The organism is Glutamicibacter sp. AGC84, assembly GCF_053543575.1.
The window spans coordinates 414,267-433,699 of the sequence record NZ_JBLVOC010000015.1; the positions used below are offsets into that span (position 1 = coordinate 414,267).

Genomic DNA, 19,433 nt, shown 5'->3' on the forward strand with positions numbered 1-19,433 from the left:
AGTGCCAGCGGAATGCAGGCAGGTAATTAACCTCGCGCAATTCCGGGAAACTATGTCCCCGGTCACCAGAAAAGCCGATTTAACCCCTGAATCATGCGGATTGCATCACAGGGGCATGTGGGGTTCTGAACAAACCACTTCTCAATAGATAAATGGTCGGAAATGATGGATATGACTGGAAATGCAGCAGCGTTAATTCTTTAGGAGCAACAACAATGGCCTCGATCCCACTCGGTGAAGACATCCTCTTGGCACGCCACGGCGCCAACATCGTCAAGCTCCGCCAGGATCGGAAGAACCGCACCACTGTTGCCCATCTGCGCGGTGGAGCCACCGATACGGCCTCGAACCTGCTCACGGCACCGGTTCCCGCATTGACCCCGGCAGCCAGCTTCACCCAGGGCGCGGCTCGCTACCTCAACGATGAAGCCGAGGTCAGCCGCGGCGAAGTTCGTTCGCTGGTCAAGATCTCGCTCGGCTTTTCTGCCATCATGGGCATCGTCTTCGGCGGCCTGGTCTTGGCTTTGTACAAGGTCGGCGGCAATGAAGCTCTCCAGTCGCTGAGCTACATGGGCGCAAGCCAGTAGCTCTCGCAAGCATTTCCAGGAAAACGGGATTCCGAGGCAACTCGGGATCCCGTTTTCCTGTTTCCGGACCAGATGCTTACTCCGAGGCCGGGCTTGCGGCAAGTCTCGTATTTCTTGCCCGGCGGGCATAGGATGGCGGCAACGGGAAGGACGGGAGCAGGCCATGCGTTTTGTTTTGGAAGTTAACTTCGATACCGAGAACATGCAGCTCAAGCCATTGGAGGAGCTGCAGAAGATTCTGCGCGACTGGTCGACGAGCATCACGATGTATCCGATCGTTGCCGGCGCCCAGGAAGATGTCTACGACTCGGATAACGAGCAGGTAGGGGAGTGGGCAATCCTCGACGACTAGCCTCGCCGTCTGGAGAACCACCCGATGGCATACCCCGCGGCCAGGGTAACGAGCAGGACAAGCCACAGCGGAGCCGTGGAATGGATCAAGAAGAATTCAACGCGGACGAAGGCCAGGTTCTGCAGCATGAAGACCACCGCGAGGATCACCAGAGCAATAGCTGCCCATTGCTTGGCGCTAAGCCCCTTCTTCGGCGGCCGCTGCTCCGGATAGCCCATGCTCAGCTTCCGTTCGCCAGCAAGCCGGCAACGAGAGCCGACAACCCGCGCTGGAACGAATCGTCGCTGGTATCAAGCTCTGATCGGCGTTGCGCGGCCACAGCCTGGGTGAAATGCGGAGTGAGATCCTGGTGATTGCTGGTGTCGAAAATGTCATGCGGAGCGGCCGTATCCATGGCCGAGCCGAAGATGAATGATTCCAGTGCGACAATCGTCGGAACAATCTCGTTCTCTGCCATGCCGAAGTCTGCCAGCGCTTCGGCAACGCGCTCGTACATTCCCAAGGTGCGCGGCGAATCGGAGACGGGCAGTACCGCGATGACCGGAATCAGGGGAATGTGCCGCGCGAAGACGTTCCGGTAGCTCGTAGCCCATTGAAGCAAAGCCTGCTTGGTATCGGCTTGGTCGAATACCGAGGTGTCTATATCGGCCATGACCAGTTCCTGGATCCACTGCAGGAGGTCGTGCTTGGAATCGACGTGGTTGTAGAGGGCCGATGGAGAGACGCCCAGGGATTTTGCCAGCCGCTGCATGGTCAGGGACTCGTAGCCGTCCCCGGAAACAAGTTCCAGCGCGTGCTCGGTAATGCGCTCCCGATTCAGCACCGCCTTGCGCGGGCGCCCGGCTCGCCTGGCTTCCGTTTCACTCATGCGGACCTCTTCCTGACGTGGGGTGCTTCACAACTGGATCTTCGTACCCTATGCTATATGACAGGTAAATGAACCTTATTCATTTAAATGTGCAAGGGAGTCGATCATGCAACATCTGGAACGCGACGTCGTCGTCATCGGTGCAGGGCCATCGGGACTGACAGCAGCCTATGAGCTGAGCAAGGCCGGCAAGTCCGTCGCGGTGCTCGAAGCCCGCGACCGCGTCGGCGGGCGCACCTGGACCGACGTCATGGACGGCGCGACCATCGAGATCGGCGGCCAGTGGATCAGCCCCGACCAGACCGGCCTCTACTCGCTGATCAATGAACTTGGCATCGAGACCTTCGAACGCTACAAGGCGGGCAAGAGCGTCTACCTCACCGGGGAAGGCGAGCGGATCGCCTATGAGGGCGAGGACTTCCCGGTGGCCGCCAGCACCGTGGCCGAAATGGACAAGCTGGTAGAACTCATGAACCAGCTGGCCGCCGAAATGGACCCGGACAAGCCGTGGGAGCACCCTCAGGCCCAGGAGCTGGACCAGATCTCCTTCCACCACTTCCTGCGCCAGCACTGTGCCGACGAGCTGGCCTGCAACAACGTGGGCCTGTTCATTGCCGGGGGCATGCTGACCAAGCCGGCGCACACCTTCTCCGCGCTGCAGGCGGTGCTCATGGCGTCCTCGGCCGGCTCCTTCGACAACCTGGTGGACGAGGACTTCATCCTGGACCGGCGCATCGTGGGCACCATGCAGGGCGTATCCAAGACGCTGGCCGAGAAGCTGGGCCAGCAGACCGTCTTCCTGGACAACCCCGTGCTCAAGCTCGAATGGTTCGATGGCGGGGTGGTGGCCCACGGGAGCACCGTGACCGTCTCGGCGAAGAAGGCCGTGCTGGCGGTACCGCCGAACCTGTACTCGCGCATTTCCTACGTCCCGGCGCTGCCGCGCAAGCAGCAGATCACCCACCAGCACCAGTCCATGGGCCTGGTCATCAAGGTCCACGCCGTCTACGACACCCCGTTCTGGCGCGAAGAGGGCCTGTCGGGCACCTGCTTCGGCCCGAGCAGCCTGGTCCAGGAGCTCTACGACAACACCTATGCCGGGGAGGAAACCGGCACACTGGTCGGCTTCATCTCGGATCTGAAGGCCGACGCCATGTGGGAACTGGACGAGGAACAGCGCCGCGCGGTGATCCTCAAGGCCATGGCCGGCTACCTGGGCGAGAAGGCACTGGATCCCAAGGTCTTCTACCTCTCGGACTTCGCCGCCGAGGAATGGACCCGCGGCGCCTACGCCACCAGCTACGACCTGGGCGGGCTGCACCGCTTCGGCCCGTCGCAGAACGAGAATGTCGGACCGATCTACTTCTCCTCCTCGGATCTGGCCGGCGAAGGATTCCAGCACGTGGACGGCGCGGTGCGCATGGGCCGCCGCTCGGCCGCGCGCATCATCGCCGCACTGGATGGCACCGCCTACGACCAGAGCTACGATGGCGTTGCCACGCTGACCCCGTCCAAGGAAAAGGCCAGTGCCTAGACCATGAAATTGCTCGTAGGTTACACCGCGGACCAGCGCGGTGCCGAAGCCATCGAACTGGCCAGCGCCCTGGTGGCCGGTACCCGCGACGCGTCCTTGCGGATCGCCATCGTGCTGCCTGCCGCCACCCCGTTCAACGCGGTCTACCCCGGCGGGGACCATGGGTTCTCCTCCATCCTTTCCGACCAGGTGGACCGCTGGGCGGCGCAGGCCCTGGCCCTGGTGCCGGAAGGAATCGCCACCTCGGTGGTAGCCCGTTCCGTGCCCTCGGTGGCCGAGGGGCTCATCGCCCTGGGCGAGGAATTCGGGGCCCACGGGATCGTGCTGGGCGGCCGCAAGCGCCACCGAGCCGGATTCTTCAGCCCCGGGGCGATCGCCAATGCGCTGCTGCATTCCTCGCCGATGGCCGTGTTCATGTCCTCGCCGGCCTCCCTGGCCACGTTGCGCGCAGCCGGCGGGAAGATCACCAGGCTGACCGCATTCGTGGGGGACCGCCCGGGGGCACGGGAAGTCATCGGCCTCTCGGCGCGGATCGCCGCCGCCTGCGGACTGCCGCTGCGCGTGGCCACGCTGGTCTCCCATATGGATCTGGCCGACCCCCGGCTGGAGCTGGATGACCATCTGGCCCAAACCCGCAGCTACCTGCAGGAACTGACCGGTTCCCTGGGCCTGGAGGCGGTAGTCGAGGTGGTCTCCGGGCGCGGCCTGGACGAAGCGGCCGCCCAGCTGTCCTGGCAGGACGGGGACCTGGCACTGCTGGGATCGGCCCGGCTGGCCGCCCCGCGCCGATTGTTCATCGGCCCCAAGGCCCAGCGGATCCTGGGCCAGCTCAACGTCCCGATGGGCGTCGTCCCGACCCCCGAGGCTGCCAGCTAGAAGGCAGCGCATCATTCCTGCACGATCCTTGTTCCCCGGGCACTTGCCGTCGCGAAGCACGCGGACGGTGCCCATCTGACCCCTGACGGAAGGTGGCTCGGTACTTCTGGCCGACGCACTCACACCTCGCTAATTGTTTAAGGTAACCACCATGTCGCACGACCTGAGGCAGGCATCGCCGCCTGCACGCTCCGAGAGCGGACTGCACGAAAAAGGACTGTCCAAGGGCACCGTTGGCGTTCTGGGGCTTGTCGTTATCGGCATCTCCTGCATCGCCCCGGCCTACACCCTCACCGCAGGCCTCGGCGCCACGGTGGCCGAAGTCGGCACCAGCCTGCCTGCGATCCTGCTGGCCGGATTCCTGCCGATGCTGCTGGTGGCCTTGGGCTACCGCGAGCTGAACAGCGCCATGCCCGATTCGGGCACCTCCTTCACCTGGGCGACGCGTGCCTTCGGCCCGATGATCGGCTGGATGGGAGGCTGGGGCCTGATCGCCGCGACGGTGATTGTGCTCTCCAACCTGGCGGCAGTGGCCGTGGACTTCTTCTATATCCTGATTGCCCAGCTCACCGGCCAGCCGTGGATTGCGGAGCTGACCGGCAACCTGTGGGTCAACATCCCCACCACGCTGGTGTTCATTGCGGTGGCCGCCTGGATCTCCTACCGGGGCATGAACGCCACGAAGGTCTTCCAGTACGTGCTGGTCGGGTTCCAGGTGGCGGTGCTGCTGCTCTTCGCGGTCATGGCCCTGACCTCCAGCCAGCCCAATGATCCGACACCCATCACCTGGCAGATGTTCAATCCGGCCGGCATCGATACCTTCTCGGCCTTCGCCGCGGGCATCTCGCTGTCCATCTTCGTTTTCTGGGGCTGGGATGTCACCCTGACCATGAACGAGGAAACCACCGATCCGAAGAAGGTCCCCGGACGCGGCGCCACCTGGACGGTGCTGGTGATCATCGCGTTGTACCTGGCCGTATCCCTCGGGGTGATCTACTGGGCCGGGGTGGGCACCACGGGCCTGGGCGCAGGCAACCCGGAGAACCAGGAATCAATTTTCGCGGTGCTTTCCGGTCCGGTCATGGGCCCGCTGGCGATGCTGATGTCCTTGGCCATCTTGTCCTCCTCCGCGGCCTCGCTGCAATCCACCATGGTTTCGCCGGCACGCACCTTGCTGGCCATGGGCTACTACAAGGCGCTGCCCTCCAGCTTCGCGAAGATCTCCGCGCGCTTCATGTCCCCGTCGGTGGCGACTTTCGCCTCCGCTGCTGCCGCTGCCGTGTTCTACGTGGTCACCAGGCTGCTCTCGGAGAACGCATTGTGGGACACGATCACGGCGCTGGGCCTGATGATCTGCTTCTACTACGGGCTGACGGCCTTGGCCTGCGTCTGGTACTTCCGCGGGGAACTGTTCTCCAATGCCAGGAACTTCTTCTGCAAGTTCTTGGCGCCATTGGCAGGTGGCGTCGTCTTGCTGGTGATGTTCTTTGCCACCGCCATCGAATCCATGAATCCGGACTACGGTTCGGGCTCCAATATCGGGGGAGTGGGCATGGTGTTCATCCTCGGGGTCGGCGTGCTGCTGCTAGGCGTTGGCATCATGCTGTGGATGCGGGTACGCCGCCCGGCGTTCTTCAAGGGAGAAACCATCAAGACTTACAAGCTGCTGAAGTAGAACCGGGGCAATGAACCAGAAGGACCACTCGCGAACGCATCGCGGGTGGTCCTTCGGGTTCGGTGCAGCGCCGCAGGAGCTATCTTGCCGCTAGTCGGCGGCCTCGGTCCGGGTCATGTGCTTGGCCACGCCGATGGCGGCCAGCACGGCGCCGAAGGGGATGAGCGCGCTTTGGATCAATGAATTAAGGAAAGCCAGCGGCGCGCTGCCCAAAGGGCTGCTTCCAAAACCGGATTCGAAGCTCCACATCGCCAGGACTGGCAAGATGCTGCTGATGAGAACGCCTGCCAATACGATGACGACGCCGGATACAATCATCTTCTTATGTAGAGCAAGCATCGTTTTCTCCTATTGCCTTGGGCTGAGTATTTCCAACCGTAGCCAAATCCGCCACTTTTAGCTATAGCGGGAGTGCTGTTTGCTTTCGCCAAAGGCAGGTCTTTGCCTGCTTCGCAACCTTCTCGTCCAAAGGCCCCTAACCGGCGCGCAAATGGTTCAATAGGTTCATGGCTAACTCGGTACTTTTCATCTGCTCCCGCAATGCAGGCAAATCGCAAATGGCGGCCGCATTGATGGACTACATTTCTGAAGGGAAAGTTACCAGCTACTCGGCTGGAACCAACCCAGGTTCAGGCATCAACCACGAAGCGGTTGAATCGCTCTCGCAGGCCGGCGCGGACATGTCGCAGGGCACGCCCAAGGCCATCGACCCTCGCGTCGTCGAGCAAGTTGACCGCGTGGTAATCCTTGGCTCCGATGCGAATCCGCAATTCGATCCGTCCATCAAGACCGAACGCTGGGTCACCTACGAACCCAGTGAAGACGGCATCACCGGTGCCGAACGAATGAACATGATCCGCGATGAAATTGCTGATCGCGTCCGTGAACTGTTCCACGAGCTGGAGCGGTAGAAATTACTGTTCGCATCACCACACGAAAGGCAACTCCGTGGTGGCTTCCGGGCGTATGCCTTGTGCTCACTGGTTGGTGTGCCAACCAATACGTATCGCTGATCAATTGGTACCAGCAATTCCGCGAGCTCAGTGAGTTCGAGGCCATGCTGGTCATGGGCAGCTACCTGGCGGGCATGATCCCGGCGTTGGCTTTCGGCGGACCGCTGGCGGACAAGTTCGGGCGCAAGCCATTTTCGCTGCTTGCCCTGGCCTGCTCCATTCTGGGATCTCTCGGGCTCATCTTCGGATCGGTTCACGAGTCCGGTCTCTATGCGGGACGCATCCTGACCGGCTTGGGCATGGGCCTGGCCATGGTTGCCATCACCAGCTGGGTGAAGCTGCTTAGCCCGGGAGCTGCCGGCGCGACTCGTGCCGCGCTGTGCACGTCCTTGGGCTTCGCGCTGGGACCGGTCATTTCAGGGGCAATTGTCGGGACCAGCGGCAGCCCGGAACTGGCATACATCGTCCATGCCGCCGCGGCGCTTTCCTGGTTGCTGCTGATGTTCTTCGCCCGAGAAGACCGAGTCACTGATCGGGCAGGGCATCACCTGGAGGCCGACGTGACGACTCCGGCAAACCTCCAGCGGTTCTATCGCATCGTCTTGCCCGCAGCCCCATGGGTCTTTGGCATGGCGGCAACAGGGTTTGCCGTGGTTCCGGCGCTGAGCAACGGAGCCGGTGAATCCAGCCTGTTCTACACCACCTTGGCAGTGGCGGTCACCATGGGCATGGGCACATTGATCCAGCCGTTCGTCAAGAGATTCAATGACTTGGGCAAGATCAGGCTGCTCATGGCCGGACTGGCTACCTCGCTGGCTGCACTGCTCATGATGATCGCAGTGTCGCTGAGCGGTTCAGAATTCTTGGGAATTATCGCATTCGCCATAGCCGGTTCGGCCAATGGCATTTTGCTGGTTGCCGGGCTAAGCCAGGTACTGGATCTTGCCGGCGGCGCCGATGTCGGCAAATTGACCGGCCGGTTCTACATGTGCTGTTTCATCGGTTTCAGTTTCCCGACATTCTTTGCACTGTGGCGCACGGTCGCTCATCCTGCTCTATTCATTGGCCTGCTTGCCGTGCTCTGCCTGCTGTCCATGATGCAGGTGTACCGCTCGACCAAGTATCTGCCCGCTGCCATTCTCGAAGAAGTTCCAAACAGGCCATAATGCCAAACGCCGTTGTCGGCCACCTTGCGGTGCCGGCAACGGCGTTTACGCATTGGACTCCAACGTGCTTGGAGCTAGTCCTGGCTCAGCTTCTTGAGCAGCTCGGTGGTGCGGAATGGGATGACATCGCGCAGGATCATCGAGGTGGAAGTGCGGGTTATGCCCGGGCAGAGGCGGATCTCTTCACTGACCCGGTACAGGTCATCCGGTTCAGTTGCGGCCACGCGAATCAACAAGTCCGTGTCTCCCGCCGGCGCGACGCATTCCAGAACCTCGGGAATCTGGCGCAGTGCGGCGATGGCGTCATTCAAGCTGGCCTGGTTCAATTCAGCGCTAACGAACGCGCTGACGCCACGGCCCATGGACGCAGGAAGGATTCGCGCGGTGTTCGGGCGCAGCGCACCTGAATGGGCCAAACGTTCCAAACGGGTCTGCACGGTGCCGCGGGCCAGGCCCAGCTGCTGCGCCAGCATCATGATCGGCACACGCGGATCCGCATCGAGTGCCAGAAGGATACGCCGGTCGGTTTCATCGAGCTGATACGTATCCGAATTCATGTGGTGGTCTCCTGAGACAGGTTGTGTTGCGCGTGCATAAGTACCAACCTAGATTTTAGTCAATATGACCAGTGAATCCCAAATGTGTTGCGCGGATTGGCCGATATTATTGCGTGCAAGTCGGCTACTGGGGTCAACAGGGCGAATGCTCGGGCGAAAAGCCATCTTTTATCCACAAAATAACCAGGCTGAGATCAAATGGGCGCTAATCACAGTAACCTGTTGATATGAGGTTTTTGCGGTTGGAAGACGTGGCAGAGGAACTGAATGTGAAGCTGCCCCAGGTCCGCGCTTTGGTGAAAAGCGGCGAGCTGCCGGCCATCCAAATTGGCGGGCGGGGCATGTGGCGCGTGGAACGCGTTGCACTGGAGAACTATATCCAAGAACGCTATGCGCAGGCCCGCGACGATATCGCGAACGAATCCCAGAGCTGAATGCGCTGACCTTGGCTGTTCCCGAGCCCATCGGGAACAGCCACAGCCTAGTCCAGCTCGATAGCTCGTTCTGCAAAGATCCGCAATGCGTCGCGAACCAGCTCCGCGTATCCGCCGTAGTTCTTTGCAAACCGCGGATCAGCGACATACATCTCGCCGAGATTGCAGATATATGCCTTGTGCTGTGCCGGATCGCCGGAATCCAGCGGGGTGCCCTTGGCGCTCTGGAGCCAGCGCACATGTCGAGCCGCTAATTCCTGGGCCTCGAAGCTGTCTGCTGGGACGGAATTCTTGCCCGCCATGATCCAATCCTGATTGAGCATCTTCACCTCTTCCATGAATGCGTTTTGCTGGTCCCTGGTTTTGGAACGCCACCAGCGATTCGATGTTTCATACGCGTCGGCGCCCCAGCGTTCGGCAACCTCTTGCTTGTACTGCTCGTTGAAGCCGTCAAAGCTCTTTTCCGGTTCCATGTTTCCTCCCGTCGTTAGTGTTGAAATGCTGTGTTCCAAGGCAGCGATCTGCCGGTCCAGCGCCGCACGCTGCCTATGGAGCTGTTCCTTATGTGTGCTCAGCGCGGCCAGTTCATCTCGTTGCTCGTCCAGGATTTCAGCGATGGTCTCCAGCTTGATGCCCAGCTGCTTGAGCAGGAGAACCTGCTGGAGCCGGACCAGCTGCCCGTCGGTGTAGAACCGGTATCCGTTGGCGGACACGTAGTCAGGTTTCAGCAAGCCGATCTGGTCGTAGTGCCGCAAGGTACGGCTGCTGATGCCAGCGGATTTTGAGACGTGCGCAATCGAGTGGTGAACTGCCGGCTCGTGGCTAGTTGAATCCTTCATGGCTACCACGCTAATGGTTGACGCAACGTCAAGGTCAATAGTCCCAGCCGCATTCCCTGATCAAAATTTGTGATTCAGATCTCACGGCAAAATGGCGAATAATAACGAGGTATTCCTTGCCTGATTGATCATATTGACTACTTGTTAGCATGCCTGTTGCACAGTGTGATCTATGTGTAGTTCACTGTTGGTAGATGAAGTTGAACAGGCTACCGCCGAAATCAACGAGGACCGCCTGATGACGTAAACCATCTGCATTTACGGGATCAAGGAGCCCTGGCCACCCACGCCGAGGCAAGGTAGAAGACATAGTCCAGATGGCTCGCGGGCATTCCAGTTGGGTGGAATGCCCACGGGCCATCTGGCATTTCTGCCAAAATCACTGACGTTCGGATCATAAGCTCCGAGCGAGTTGGGGGAAACGCCTGCCGGCATTCGCGATGCTTCGCTCTGGCTCTGGAACAATGAGCGCGTAGGGACACCGAGGAGTAAGAGTGGGTTCAATGAGGCGCGTCTGGCAAAACTGGTGGATGCAATTGGTCGCCGGATTGCTGATCACTGCGATCGTGGTGTTGCCGTGGTTATGGATCGGTCAGGAAGACCGCTCAATTCTCCCGCATGCCAGCGACGACGCCCAAGGGCTACTGGTGGTTTTCTCCGTGATCACCCTCTGGGGCAGTTGGTTTGCCCGACGCGTTGGATATAGCCGCACCGGCTTTGCCATCGTGACTGCCGTGGGCATGGTCCTGGGACTCTTGGGCCTGGGGTTCCAAGGACTCCACGCATTCGAACCGGGGCTTTTGAAGGGGGAACTCTCCGCAGCTTCGATTCGCCATCTCTGGGTTTTTGGTGGCCTGCTGCTGGTCAGCCAAGCCTGGTATTTCCTGGCCACTAAATTGCGGCTGCCCATAGCGGTGCTCTTCTATGCAACGCTCACTGTGGGCGTGAGCTATTGGCTGCAGATCATCGCATCGCTCGTTGCGGGCGCCCAGTCGTACTACGTTTACCTTTGGTATTCCGGGCCGCTGATCCTCGGCCTCATCTTGGGATTCGTCGGGTTCTCGAGGATCATGAACCTGCTGATGTGGGTTTTCGCATTGGCTATCCAATGGATGATGCCGGCAGTCGTGGAAAGCACGGCCAGGGTTATTGGATCGAAGACCACTGGCTGGAAGACCGTCGGCTCCTTCTGGGAACAATTCACCGCAAGTGTCCTGGAAATTCCGTGGCAGACTCCGCTGCTGGTCAGCTTGGCGACGGCCATGCTTACCAGTGTCATCTTGCTGATTGTTCGCAAGGTGCGGCGGCGCTAGGCAAGAGTCCAAGCCGCTAGTTAGCCGGTGCTGGCCAAATATCAGCAACGACGCGAACTGCACCCTGGAAGTTCATTGATGCCAAGACAGCATCAAAGGCTTGCGGGCCATCCGTAATGGATTTTTAGAACAACGGCGACCAGGCGCGCCCAGCTCCTCGTGGTTGGCAAGAGTGTGCGCCGTCAGGATCTCCGCTGGATCATTGCCCGGAACAGCAGGGTCCACCACGATTTGCTGACAGCCTCATCGAGCAGCACGGTGCCCAGCCCTCCGGTACGTACCGTGGGCTCGATGAACTGCAGGCCCACTGGCAAAACGGTGGTGTTCGCGGAGGCGATTGGAATCAGCTTGCTGGTCAGCTTGCCGTTGCCGTTCCCCGAAGCACCAGTGCTCGGGGCCCACCGGCCAACGTAAGCCAAGCATTGGGACATGGCGCAATGCCGCGCTGTGCCTGCCGAGGAAGCACAGCTGCAGGCGGGGAGCAATCGGCTTCGCAAATAGGGTCACTGCTAGTCCGCTCCGAGTATTTCAGGGCCACCACTCGCCATAGAATAAGACCATGACTGAACTGCGCGATCGCGACCCCGGAGAACTGGTCCAGCCCATCATCCTGCGAATCGACAAGGAGGATCCGTCGAGCGAGGACGAGGGACTGTCAGCGGTGGCACGAGCAGCCGTGATTGCCTATCTGCAAGATCCGCAGAACCCGGATTGGCAGCAGTGGGCTTCACAGGCCTACGCCAAATCGGTACGCCGGGCTAATCCCAAGATGTTCGCCAAGGTGCTGGAGATGTTCCCTGAGCAAATGGTCAGTGAAGTGGGCAAGGCCCGAGCCGTTGGCTTGCCTCCATTGCCGGCCACGGACTTGCCGAAGCTGATTGCCAAGTTGCAGGTCTCCGGCACGCAGCTTCCAAAAGCGGAGGAAGTCCTGGATGCGCAGATCAGCATCGTGCTGAACAAATCCTTGGACATGTCCACAGGCAAGGCCGCGGCGCAGGCAGCGCACGCGCTGTTCGCCTGGCTGACAGAATCCCCAGCGGAAGAGGTCGAAGCGTGGCTCCACGCCCATGCTCCGGTGGGCATCAGGCACCTGCCGCGCAGGGAGTTCGACCGCTTGTCGCGGCAGGCCGCTGGACCTGTCATCCAGGATGCCGGGCGAACTGAAATCGAACCCGGATCTGTCACCGCTTTCGTCATTTCCGAGGCACGCTAGAACCTTAGAATCCAAGCGCGGTGAAACCGCCATGCGTGTGTCATGATTTCCTTGGCGGTAACAGCAATTGTCACCACAGCGGATCGCTGTGCACTTCCGTGGGCCGCAGGAAACGGCAATATGCCCTTGCTCGAAAGCACTGACATTGAAATTCTCTAAACGTGTACTGGGCCTGCTGCTGGTCCTGATGCTGTCCTTCGGGACCGCATCTGGTGCCAGCGCCTCGACGCAGGCTCCAGCCGGCCTTGCGCATCTCGTTGCCGCTCCTCCGGCAATTGCCAAGCAGACCACCACCAACCTGAACTTGCGCAAGTCGCCATCGGCCCGATCCGCGTCGCTGCTAGTCATTCCCAAAGGTGCCAAACTCCTCGCGTCCAAGGGTTCATCGGGCTGGGTGCAAGCGACTTACATGAAGAAGACCGGCTGGGTCTCGGCCAAGTACCTGGCAACGCCAAAAGCGCCGGCGCCGGCAAAGCCCAAGACCTCAGCCGTGCGCTATCTGATGTCCTTCCAGCCGGTGCGCAAGAAGGCATCGGCGGCATCCGCGGCCTTGACCGGGGCCATGCGCAAAACCGAAGTCCGGCACCTGGGCGCAACCGGTTCCTGGAGCCGGATCAGGATTGGCAAGATCACCGGTTTCGTGCCCACCAGCCAGCTGTCTACCGCAATGCCGGCGCCGGTGTACCGGTATGCGAAAACCGCGCAAGTGCTGCGCAAGTCCGCCTCTGCCAAAGCGGCACGCGTCGCGGGTGTTCCAGCAGGAGCCAAAGTCGAGTGGCTGCGCACGTCAGGCTCGTGGACCTATGCCATTTCTGCCGGAAAACGCGGCTGGCTGCCGGCCAAGCAGTTGTCGTCGCAACCGGCAGCAACCCGGAAAACGATCGGGAACCGTTGGCTGATCAGCAGCAGCGTCCTGCGCCAGTCCAATCGCAGCTCATCTCCATCTCTTGGAAGCCTTGCGCCGGGTGAAAAAGTCGGCTTGTACGCAACCCGAGGTTCCTGGTCCCAGATCAAGTCCCAGCGCGGCACCGGCTGGGTGCCTAGCGCTAGCCTGTCCAGCACCGCCTACAAGCCCGCCAACCCATCGGCTCGCTGGATCCTGGCTAATACCGCCCTGCGCGTCGGCGCTTCGGGCTCTGCCAAGTCCCTGGGGACTGTGCCAGCGGGGTCCAAGCTCACCCTGCACGGCACGTCGACTGGCTGGGCGCGAGTGAAGACCTCCAAGACGATGGGATGGGTTCCATCAAGCGTACTGGTGGCCAAGGCCTACACGCCGCTGAAGCAGGCCAAGCGCTGGACGACGGCTAATGTGCACCTGCGCTCCGGGTACTCCACCGGCCACAAATCACTGGCGGTCATCTCCAAGGGCCAACAGGTCAGCGTCCTGGGAACAGCCAATGGCTGGACGCGAGTTGCCTCAACGCAGGGCACCGGATGGATCAGCAATGGCTATCTTGCTACTAGCAAACCGCAGGCACCGCGACCGGCTCCGGCCCCGAAAGCCGAATACCGCTGGACCACAACCAACGTGAACCTCCGCGCCGGCGCGGGAATCAGCCACCAGAGCAAAGCCGTGCTGCCAGCGGGGCAGAAAGTCACCTACCTGCGCAGCGATTCAGGATGGGCGCAAGTCGCCGCTCCCCAGGCCACCGGCTGGGTCAAGGAAAACTACCTTTCCAAAAATGAGCCGGGAACGTTGCAACCCGATGCGCAGCGCGTCATCGCTGCGTTGCAGGGGAAGACCGGCGATACCATCAGCGCCATTCATACCGTTCGAAGCGGCTCTGCCGGGCACAGCTCCGGGAAGGCCGTGGACCTGATGATTCGCGACTACAAGAACAGGCAGCGGGTTGCCCAGGGCCAGAAGCTGGCCCAGTTCCTGCTGGATAACCGCAGCCAGCTGGGTATCTATTACCTGATCTGGCAAGACCGAATTTGGCTTCCAACGACAGGCTGGACGCCGTATTCCGGATCAGGAAAGTACGGAAACCAGTTCACCGGCAATTGGAATGACACCACGATGCATATGGATCACATCCATGTGGAGGTCTACGGCAATTCGGCCACGGGAGGTCCGCTGGACTACGGTGCGCTGCGAACCCGCTAATCTGCTGCTGTCTGGTGTTTCAGACGAAGATGCGCAGGGGGCATGGCGTACTCGCGGTGTCTCTGGTCAGCTGGAACCATGGAGAATTTTAAGCCGGAATTGGCTGTTGACCGGGCAGCGGCTACGTGGAGCGGGCGCAATGACGGTGCCGGCGAGCAGCACCTGAGATGGCATCAGCAAATCAACCGCAAGGCTGCCGACCAGTCCAGCGGGCGGGGACCGGCAGCGCTGCTCGGTTTCGCTTCGGATGCCGGCGTGCTGCGCAACGAGGGCCGGGCCGGGGCAGCGCAAGGACCGCAGGCACTGCGTGCCGCCTTGGGTTCCCTGGCTATCCACGAGCCACGGCACCTGATTGATGCTGGTGATGTCGCAGTATCTGGCGATGAGCTTGAATCAGGGCAGGAACGGCTGGCGCAGTCGGTGAGCGCTTTGCTCGGAGAAGGGATGCTTCCAATAGTGCTCGGCGGCGGCCACGAAACGGCTTACGGTTCGTTCAACGGCCTTTTCCGGCATTGCAGCCAAGAGCCTGGAACCCGGCTGGGCATTTTGAACCTGGATGCGCATTTCGATCTGCGCAGTGCTCCGCGGCGGAGCAGCGGCACCCCTTTCCTGGATATTGCCAAGGACCTGCAGGCGGCGGGACAAGATTTCAACTATGCCGTGGTGGGAATCAGCAAACCGAACAATACCCGGGTCCTCTTCGAACAGGCCCGCGCCCTGGAAGTGCGCTACCTGCTTGACGAGCAGTGCACTGCCGGGCAGCTGCCTTCCGTCCTGGCGTTCGTTGCCGACTTCATGGAGAGCATAGACAAGCTGTACCTGACCATTGACTTGGATGTGCTTCCTGCCTCGGTGGCCCCCGGGGTCAGCGCCCCTGCCGGATTCGGGGTGCCGCTGGAAGTAATTCACGGGGTCTGCGCGATGCTGGCGCGCAGTGACAAGCTGGCGCTGGTCGATGTTGTCGAATTGAATCCATCATTGGATATTGACGGAAGAACGGCCCGCACCGCAGCCAGGCTGGTCAATACCCTGCTGCGGGTCTGATGCAGTAGGGCGCACCGAAATCTGCCGACGCGAGTTTGCAATGTTCGACCCCTCAAACATTATGATTGAGGGGGACGAACTAATCGTCATGGCGAGATTTGGAATGGTGTGCAATGGTGCGAACCCTCAAGCCCCGATCACGCGCGGGGCAACGCGCAGGCTGGCTGGCCGCTGGCCTGGCATGCCTGATCGCGCTCGCTGGATGCGGCGGTAGCCAAAGTGCCGTGCCCGCCGAGAGCCAAGACCACCGGCCGGTGGTGCTGACAACCTTCACGGTCCTGCAGGACATCGCCCAGAATGTCGCAGGCGATCACCTGCGCGTTGAATCCATTACCCGTCTGGGTGCGGAGATCCACGGCTACGAACCTACCCCTGATGATCTGCGCCGGGCATCGCATGCGGACCTGATTCTCGATAACGGGCTGAACCTCGAAGCCTGGTTCCAGCAATTCGTCGAAGGCAATGACGCTCCGCATGCCACCGTCAGCCAGGGGATCGAGGCCATCGATATCGCCCAGGAAGAAGGTGCGGGAAAGCCCAATCCGCATGCGTGGATGAGCCCATTGAACGTGAAAATCTACGTGGACCGCATGGCAGATGCATTTACCGAGCTGGATCCGGCCAATGCGCGCGACTACCGGGACAACGCCAAGGCCTACCAAGCCGAACTGCAAAAGGTCCACGACGAGCTCGAAGCGGCACTGGCAGAGATCCCCGAACGCCAGCGGGTACTGGTGACCTGCGAAGGGGCCTTCAGCTATCTGGCCCGGGATACCGCAATGGCCGAAAAGTATCTCTGGGCCGTCAACGCGGAATCACAGGCTACGCCGCGCAAGGTCGCCGCGGCGATTGACTATGTCAGGGAAAACGATGTTCCTGCGGTCTTCTGCGAATCCACGGTCTCCGATGCGGCCATGCAACGAGTCGTCGAATCCACCGATGCCTCCTATGGCGGAACGCTCTATGTGGACTCGCTCTCCGAGCCTGGCGGTCCGGTACCCAGCTACCTGGACCTGATCTCGCATGACACCAGAACCATCGCCCGTGCCTTGAAAGGCGGAACACCATGAACGCGAAGCCCAGCGATGCCCTCGCAATTGATGTCTCGGCCGCGACCGTCCACTACGGCCCCGTGCTGGCCCTGGACCATGCCTCCTTGCAGTTGGGCCGCGGTCGGGTCTGCGGCCTGGTCGGGATGAACGGCTCGGGCAAATCCACGCTGTTCAAAACCATCATGGGGCAGATCAAGCCCGACACCGGCAGCGTGCGCATCAACGGCACCGACCCGCTGCAAGCTCGGAAAAGCGGGCAGCTTGCCTACGTGCCGCAAAGCGAAGCCGTGGATTGGAACTTCCCGATCTCGGTGCGTGAAGTGGTGATGACCGGGCGCTACGGGCAAATGGGATGGACCAGGAGAGCCAGGAAGAGGGACCACGCCGCCGTGGATGAAGCCCTCGAACGGGTGGAGCTGGCCAGTTTTGCCAACCGGCAAATCGGCCAGCTCTCCGGAGGCCAGAAAAAGCGTGCCTTCGTCGCCCGATGCATTGCCCAGGGCGCCAATATCATGCTGCTCGATGAGCCTTTCGCAGGCGTGGATAAACGCAGCGAAGCAACGATCACCAAGCTGTTGCGCGAAGTTGCTGATGAAGGCGGCAGCGTGCTGATTTCCACCCACGACCTGCACGCGCTTCCGGAACTTGCCGATGAAGCGGTGCTCCTGATGCGCAAGGTGCTGATGCATGGCCATCCGGATCTCGTGCTGCAGGCAGAAAACCTGGCCCTGGCCTTCGGGCTGGATCCCATGAAGCGAGGCGGGGAATGAACCTCATTGAATTGCTAGCTGAGCCGCTGGGCTACACCTTCATGGTGCGCGCCCTGCTGGTTACGATCATCGCCGCCGTACTGTGCGCGGTCCTGTCCTGCTGGCTGGTCCTCATTGGCTGGTCGCTGATGGGCGATGCAGTCTCGCATGCGGTCTTGCCCGGAGTCGTGCTGGCCTACATCGTGGGTGCTCCCTTTGCCCTGGGTGCCCTGGTCTTCGGATTCCTCGCGGTGGCCCTGATCGGGGGAGTCCGCGACACCACCAAGCTCAAGGAAGATGCTGCCATTGGCATCGTCTTCACCACGCTCTTCTCCATCGGGCTGGTGCTGGTCTCGGTCACGCCGAGCCATGTGGATCTAAACCACATCATCTTCGGCAATTTGCTGGGCGTCTCGGCCAATGACCTGTGGCAGGTCCTGGTGCTTGGCGCGATCACCTTCGCCATCCTGATTCTCAAGCGCAAGGACTTCACCCTCTATGCCTTTGACCAAACGCACGCACATGCCTTGGGGATGAGCCCGCGGATCATCGGCGCGGTGCTCCTGGGGCTATTGGCCATGACCTCTGTTGTGGCTTTGCAGGCGGTGGGCGTCATCCTGGTAGTTGCCATGCTGATCATCCCCGGCGCCACGGCCTACCTGTTGACCGATCGATTCGGGAAGATGCTCCTGATCGCACCGATCCTCGCAGCCTGTGCAGGAATCCTGGGTGTCTACATGAGCTATTACCTCGATGCATCAACCGGCGGAATGGTGGTTCTGGCCCAGGCGGCGATTTTTGGAATTGCCTATCTGTTCAGTCCGAAGCAAGGACTCATTGCCACCCGGCTGGCCAGCAAGGGGCGGCGCAAGGCGCTTGCGGCGAACACGTAGAAGGCGGTGGCAAGTTTCCCGCAGCTGAAAGGAAAATGGCGTGTGAGACGTGCGCTCGCCGGCGACAGCTGATGGGCAATGGATGCACGCATCAGCGAATCAGCGTACTTCCCATGGCCGGCAACGCTGCGGCAGGTCCTCTCGATTCATGGCTGGATCCGGATCCGGGCGATCCGGCGCATGGCTTGAACCTCCACCCGACCACCCTGCTAACTGGAAGGGCGCTGCCCTGCGCTGCGCCCGGATGGGCAGCTGAATCAGTTGGCTCGATCGGGACCTGCAAGCGGCATTAGGCGCGCCAGCGCAGTTTGCCCTTGGCGTCGGTCTTGCAGGTGTAGAGCTTGCCGGCCTTGGACTTGCCGCGCTTTCCCTTGTCTGCCTGCTTGCAGTAAGCGCCCGGATGCACGGTGCCCTTGACCACGGAAGGAGCCTTGTGCACGTCCTTCTTCGGTGATGCCTTGGGCTTGGAACCGGCAGGCTTGATCGTGGTGACTTTCGCGGTCTTCTGGTTGCGGCAGCTCTTGAGCACTTTGGCCATGGCCTGCTTTTCGGCTTTGGTGACCGACAGCGCGTACTTCTTCTTGACGCTGATCTGGGTGGCTACGTACTGGCATCGGAAGGACTTGTTCTTGGGGAGCCATTCAGCTGTGTTCTTATCGCCCTTTTGGCGATTGGCAGAGGCATCAGCGGCCATCAAATTCAGCGGGTCGTTAGCCAGAGCCTGGCGCTGGGCCTGGGAAAGCTTCTGGCCGCCGGAGATCCACGCGTTCTTCAGGGAAACCACGTGGTCAATGTCGACGCTGCCTGACTTGACCTTCCAGTTGATCCTCTTGCCGGTGTAGCTGTCATGCAACGTGCCCGAAGCTAGGGTGCACTTCTTGCGGTCCTTGAACTTCACCTTGGACATGTCCCGGGACAAGGTGTCTTGGCGTTCATCGCATTTGTCCTTGTCGAAGTCCTTCCACCCATTGCCGAACTTCTTGTTCCGGTTGTACCCAGTGGCGGCCGCCTTGCCCTTTACCGGCAGGGTCTTGAGCATTGCGGTGGCCTTGGGGCCCTTGAGCTTCGCCCCGGGAAGGACCTTCTTGCTGCTGGTGGCAGCCCGTTCAACCAGCAATGGCCGATCTGTTGCCAGCAGGTCTTCAACCGGTGCGGGATCCATCCCGGTAAGTGCCGAAGGTTCTGCCGGTGCGCTGCATCCAGCGAGCACCAAAACTGCAG

22 protein-coding genes are annotated in these 19,433 nt (G+C 60.9%); 15 read left to right on the top strand and 7 right to left on the bottom strand.

The features are described 5' to 3' along the window. Nucleotides 1-215 precede the first annotated feature (215 nt). Entirely contained in the window at nucleotides 216-587 is a 372-nt protein-coding gene (locus tag ACNPN0_RS10695; protein ID WP_105656308.1) for a hypothetical protein, read from the top strand. A 163-nt stretch (nucleotides 588-750) separates the two neighbouring features. Continuing rightward, nucleotides 751-939 carry a hypothetical protein gene (locus tag ACNPN0_RS10700; RefSeq protein ID WP_332487547.1) on the top strand — a complete coding sequence of 63 codons (189 nt, stop codon included), beginning with the start codon at nucleotides 751-753 and terminating at the stop codon, nucleotides 937-939. Here the strand turns inward: ACNPN0_RS10700 and ACNPN0_RS10705 are convergent. Together ACNPN0_RS10705 and ACNPN0_RS10710 are read right to left on the bottom strand one after the other, a co-directional pair. Continuing rightward, nucleotides 936-1,157, bottom strand: a complete 222-nt coding sequence (locus ACNPN0_RS10705; protein WP_332487549.1) for a LapA family protein — start codon at nucleotides 1,155-1,157, stop codon at nucleotides 936-938. The two genes, ACNPN0_RS10700 and ACNPN0_RS10705, sit on opposite strands and share 4 nt — an antisense overlap. 2 nt (nucleotides 1,158-1,159) lie before the next feature. Next, complete coding sequence (locus tag ACNPN0_RS10710) at nucleotides 1,160-1,807, bottom strand: TetR/AcrR family transcriptional regulator (protein WP_105656310.1); 648 nt, start codon at nucleotides 1,805-1,807, stop codon at nucleotides 1,160-1,162. A gap of 106 nt (nucleotides 1,808-1,913) precedes the next feature. On the opposite strand from ACNPN0_RS10710, the gene ACNPN0_RS10715 reads away from it, so the two are divergent. The 3 genes from ACNPN0_RS10715 (at nucleotide 1,914) to ACNPN0_RS10725 (ending at nucleotide 5,892) form a co-directional block, all read left to right on the top strand. Then, on the top strand, nucleotides 1,914-3,341 hold the full coding sequence (locus ACNPN0_RS10715) for a flavin monoamine oxidase family protein (protein WP_388023162.1): 1,428 nt from the start codon (nucleotides 1,914-1,916) through the stop codon (nucleotides 3,339-3,341). Nucleotides 3,342-3,344: 3 nt separating this feature from the next. Then, nucleotides 3,345-4,217 carry a universal stress protein gene (locus tag ACNPN0_RS10720; RefSeq protein ID WP_448937720.1) on the top strand — a complete coding sequence of 291 codons (873 nt, stop codon included), beginning with the start codon at nucleotides 3,345-3,347 and terminating at the stop codon, nucleotides 4,215-4,217. Nucleotides 4,218-4,368: 151 nt separating this feature from the next. Continuing rightward, a complete protein-coding gene (locus tag ACNPN0_RS10725; protein ID WP_448937719.1) occupies nucleotides 4,369-5,892 on the top strand; it encodes an APC family permease in 1,524 nt (507 codons plus the stop codon). A 90-nt stretch (nucleotides 5,893-5,982) separates the two neighbouring features. Here the strand turns inward: ACNPN0_RS10725 and ACNPN0_RS10730 are convergent, their stop codons facing one another. Beyond that, complete coding sequence (locus tag ACNPN0_RS10730) at nucleotides 5,983-6,231, bottom strand: hypothetical protein (protein ID WP_434689125.1); 249 nt, start codon at nucleotides 6,229-6,231, stop codon at nucleotides 5,983-5,985. A gap of 167 nt (nucleotides 6,232-6,398) precedes the next feature. Between ACNPN0_RS10730 and ACNPN0_RS10735 the strand changes: the two genes are divergently transcribed. Continuing rightward, nucleotides 6,399-6,803, top strand: coding sequence for an arsenate-mycothiol transferase ArsC (locus tag ACNPN0_RS10735; protein WP_105656315.1), 405 nt, complete (start codon nucleotides 6,399-6,401; stop codon nucleotides 6,801-6,803). Between the two features lie 62 nt (nucleotides 6,804-6,865). Continuing rightward, nucleotides 6,866-8,011, top strand: coding sequence for an MFS transporter (locus tag ACNPN0_RS10740; RefSeq protein WP_434689121.1), 1,146 nt, complete (start codon nucleotides 6,866-6,868; stop codon nucleotides 8,009-8,011). Between the two features lie 74 nt (nucleotides 8,012-8,085). Here ACNPN0_RS10740 and ACNPN0_RS10745 read toward each other — a convergent pair whose 3' ends face one another. Further along, nucleotides 8,086-8,568 carry an Lrp/AsnC family transcriptional regulator gene (locus ACNPN0_RS10745; protein ID WP_448937718.1) on the bottom strand — a complete coding sequence of 161 codons (483 nt, stop codon included), beginning with the start codon at nucleotides 8,566-8,568 and terminating at the stop codon, nucleotides 8,086-8,088. 227 nt (nucleotides 8,569-8,795) lie between these two features. Between ACNPN0_RS10745 and ACNPN0_RS10750 the strand changes: the two genes are divergently transcribed. Next, nucleotides 8,796-9,002, top strand: a complete 207-nt coding sequence (locus ACNPN0_RS10750) for a helix-turn-helix domain-containing protein (RefSeq protein ID WP_105656318.1) — start codon at nucleotides 8,796-8,798, stop codon at nucleotides 9,000-9,002. 47 nt (nucleotides 9,003-9,049) lie between these two features. Here the strand turns inward: ACNPN0_RS10750 and ACNPN0_RS10755 are convergent, their stop codons facing one another. After that, a complete protein-coding gene (locus tag ACNPN0_RS10755; RefSeq protein ID WP_434689118.1) occupies nucleotides 9,050-9,841 on the bottom strand; it encodes a TipAS antibiotic-recognition domain-containing protein in 792 nt (263 codons plus the stop codon). A gap of 503 nt (nucleotides 9,842-10,344) precedes the next feature. Between ACNPN0_RS10755 and ACNPN0_RS10760 the strand changes: the two genes are divergently transcribed. After that, nucleotides 10,345-11,154 carry a hypothetical protein gene (locus ACNPN0_RS10760; protein WP_448938901.1) on the top strand — a complete coding sequence of 270 codons (810 nt, stop codon included), beginning with the start codon at nucleotides 10,345-10,347 and terminating at the stop codon, nucleotides 11,152-11,154. A 182-nt stretch (nucleotides 11,155-11,336) separates the two neighbouring features. Here the strand turns inward: ACNPN0_RS10760 and ACNPN0_RS10765 are convergent, their stop codons facing one another. Then, a complete protein-coding gene (locus tag ACNPN0_RS10765) occupies nucleotides 11,337-11,585 on the bottom strand; it encodes a hypothetical protein (RefSeq protein ID WP_434689114.1) in 249 nt (82 codons plus the stop codon). Nucleotides 11,586-11,713: 128 nt separating this feature from the next. On the opposite strand from ACNPN0_RS10765, the gene ACNPN0_RS10770 reads away from it, so the two are divergent. The 6 genes from ACNPN0_RS10770 to ACNPN0_RS10795 all read left to right on the top strand — a co-directional run bounded on the left by ACNPN0_RS10770 (nucleotide 11,714) and on the right by ACNPN0_RS10795 (nucleotide 18,212). Next, nucleotides 11,714-12,367 (top strand): peptidyl-tRNA hydrolase, encoded by a 654-nt coding sequence (locus ACNPN0_RS10770; protein WP_434689112.1) that lies wholly within the window; start codon nucleotides 11,714-11,716, stop codon nucleotides 12,365-12,367. 145 nt (nucleotides 12,368-12,512) lie between these two features. Next, a complete protein-coding gene (locus ACNPN0_RS10775) occupies nucleotides 12,513-14,474 on the top strand; it encodes an SH3 domain-containing protein (protein WP_434689110.1) in 1,962 nt (653 codons plus the stop codon). A gap of 78 nt (nucleotides 14,475-14,552) precedes the next feature. Next, nucleotides 14,553-15,518 (top strand): formimidoylglutamase, encoded by a 966-nt coding sequence (gene hutG / locus ACNPN0_RS10780; protein WP_434689108.1) that lies wholly within the window; start codon nucleotides 14,553-14,555, stop codon nucleotides 15,516-15,518. A gap of 113 nt (nucleotides 15,519-15,631) precedes the next feature. After that, nucleotides 15,632-16,588, top strand: a complete 957-nt coding sequence (locus tag ACNPN0_RS10785; RefSeq protein ID WP_434689106.1) for a metal ABC transporter solute-binding protein, Zn/Mn family — start codon at nucleotides 15,632-15,634, stop codon at nucleotides 16,586-16,588. After that, nucleotides 16,585-17,340: a metal ABC transporter ATP-binding protein gene (locus ACNPN0_RS10790; RefSeq protein ID WP_105656326.1), complete on the top strand. Its 756-nt coding sequence runs from the start codon at nucleotides 16,585-16,587 to the stop codon at nucleotides 17,338-17,340. Before ACNPN0_RS10785 ends, ACNPN0_RS10790 begins: the two co-directional genes overlap by 4 nt. Next, nucleotides 17,337-18,212, top strand: coding sequence for a metal ABC transporter permease (locus ACNPN0_RS10795; RefSeq protein ID WP_105661959.1), 876 nt, complete (start codon nucleotides 17,337-17,339; stop codon nucleotides 18,210-18,212). The genes ACNPN0_RS10790 and ACNPN0_RS10795 overlap by 4 nt, the downstream gene beginning before the upstream one ends. A 289-nt stretch (nucleotides 18,213-18,501) precedes the next feature. Here the strand turns inward: ACNPN0_RS10795 and ACNPN0_RS10800 are convergent, their stop codons facing one another. Continuing rightward, the gene (locus ACNPN0_RS10800; protein ID WP_400341195.1) at nucleotides 18,502-19,374 is read right to left on the bottom strand and encodes an HNH endonuclease family protein; all 873 of its coding nucleotides are present in this window, start codon (nucleotides 19,372-19,374) and stop codon (nucleotides 18,502-18,504) included. Nucleotides 19,375-19,433 lie beyond the last annotated feature (59 nt).

Excerpts from the sequence above, each read along its gene's own strand:
- ACNPN0_RS10695 (WP_105656308.1), top strand. The coding sequence starts at position 216 with ATGGCCTCGATCCCACTCGGTGAAGACATCCTCTTGGCACGCCACGGC.
- ACNPN0_RS10700 (WP_332487547.1), top strand. The coding sequence starts at position 751 with ATGCGTTTTGTTTTGGAAGTTAACTTCGATACCGAGAACATGCAGCTC.
- ACNPN0_RS10705 (WP_332487549.1), bottom strand. The coding sequence starts at position 1,157 with ATGGGCTATCCGGAGCAGCGGCCGCCGAAGAAGGGGCTTAGCGCCAAG.
- ACNPN0_RS10710 (WP_105656310.1), bottom strand. The coding sequence starts at position 1,807 with ATGAGTGAAACGGAAGCCAGGCGAGCCGGGCGCCCGCGCAAGGCGGTG.
- ACNPN0_RS10715 (WP_388023162.1), top strand. The coding sequence starts at position 1,914 with ATGCAACATCTGGAACGCGACGTCGTCGTCATCGGTGCAGGGCCATCG.
- ACNPN0_RS10720 (WP_448937720.1), top strand. The coding sequence starts at position 3,345 with ATGAAATTGCTCGTAGGTTACACCGCGGACCAGCGCGGTGCCGAAGCC.
- ACNPN0_RS10725 (WP_448937719.1), top strand. The coding sequence starts at position 4,369 with ATGTCGCACGACCTGAGGCAGGCATCGCCGCCTGCACGCTCCGAGAGC.
- ACNPN0_RS10730 (WP_434689125.1), bottom strand. The coding sequence starts at position 6,231 with ATGCTTGCTCTACATAAGAAGATGATTGTATCCGGCGTCGTCATCGTA.
- ACNPN0_RS10735 (WP_105656315.1), top strand. The coding sequence starts at position 6,399 with ATGGCTAACTCGGTACTTTTCATCTGCTCCCGCAATGCAGGCAAATCG.
- ACNPN0_RS10745 (WP_448937718.1), bottom strand. The coding sequence starts at position 8,568 with ATGAATTCGGATACGTATCAGCTCGATGAAACCGACCGGCGTATCCTT.
- ACNPN0_RS10750 (WP_105656318.1), top strand. The coding sequence starts at position 8,796 with ATGAGGTTTTTGCGGTTGGAAGACGTGGCAGAGGAACTGAATGTGAAG.
- ACNPN0_RS10755 (WP_434689118.1), bottom strand. The coding sequence starts at position 9,841 with ATGAAGGATTCAACTAGCCACGAGCCGGCAGTTCACCACTCGATTGCG.
- ACNPN0_RS10760 (WP_448938901.1), top strand. The coding sequence starts at position 10,345 with ATGAGGCGCGTCTGGCAAAACTGGTGGATGCAATTGGTCGCCGGATTG.
- ACNPN0_RS10765 (WP_434689114.1), bottom strand. The coding sequence starts at position 11,585 with ATGTCCCAATGCTTGGCTTACGTTGGCCGGTGGGCCCCGAGCACTGGT.
- ACNPN0_RS10770 (WP_434689112.1), top strand. The coding sequence starts at position 11,714 with ATGACTGAACTGCGCGATCGCGACCCCGGAGAACTGGTCCAGCCCATC.
- hutG (WP_434689108.1), top strand. The coding sequence starts at position 14,553 with ATGGAGAATTTTAAGCCGGAATTGGCTGTTGACCGGGCAGCGGCTACG.
- ACNPN0_RS10785 (WP_434689106.1), top strand. The coding sequence starts at position 15,632 with ATGGTGCGAACCCTCAAGCCCCGATCACGCGCGGGGCAACGCGCAGGC.
- ACNPN0_RS10790 (WP_105656326.1), top strand. The coding sequence starts at position 16,585 with ATGAACGCGAAGCCCAGCGATGCCCTCGCAATTGATGTCTCGGCCGCG.
- ACNPN0_RS10795 (WP_105661959.1), top strand. The coding sequence starts at position 17,337 with ATGAACCTCATTGAATTGCTAGCTGAGCCGCTGGGCTACACCTTCATG.
- ACNPN0_RS10800 (WP_400341195.1), bottom strand. The coding sequence starts at position 19,374 with ATGGATCCCGCACCGGTTGAAGACCTGCTGGCAACAGATCGGCCATTG.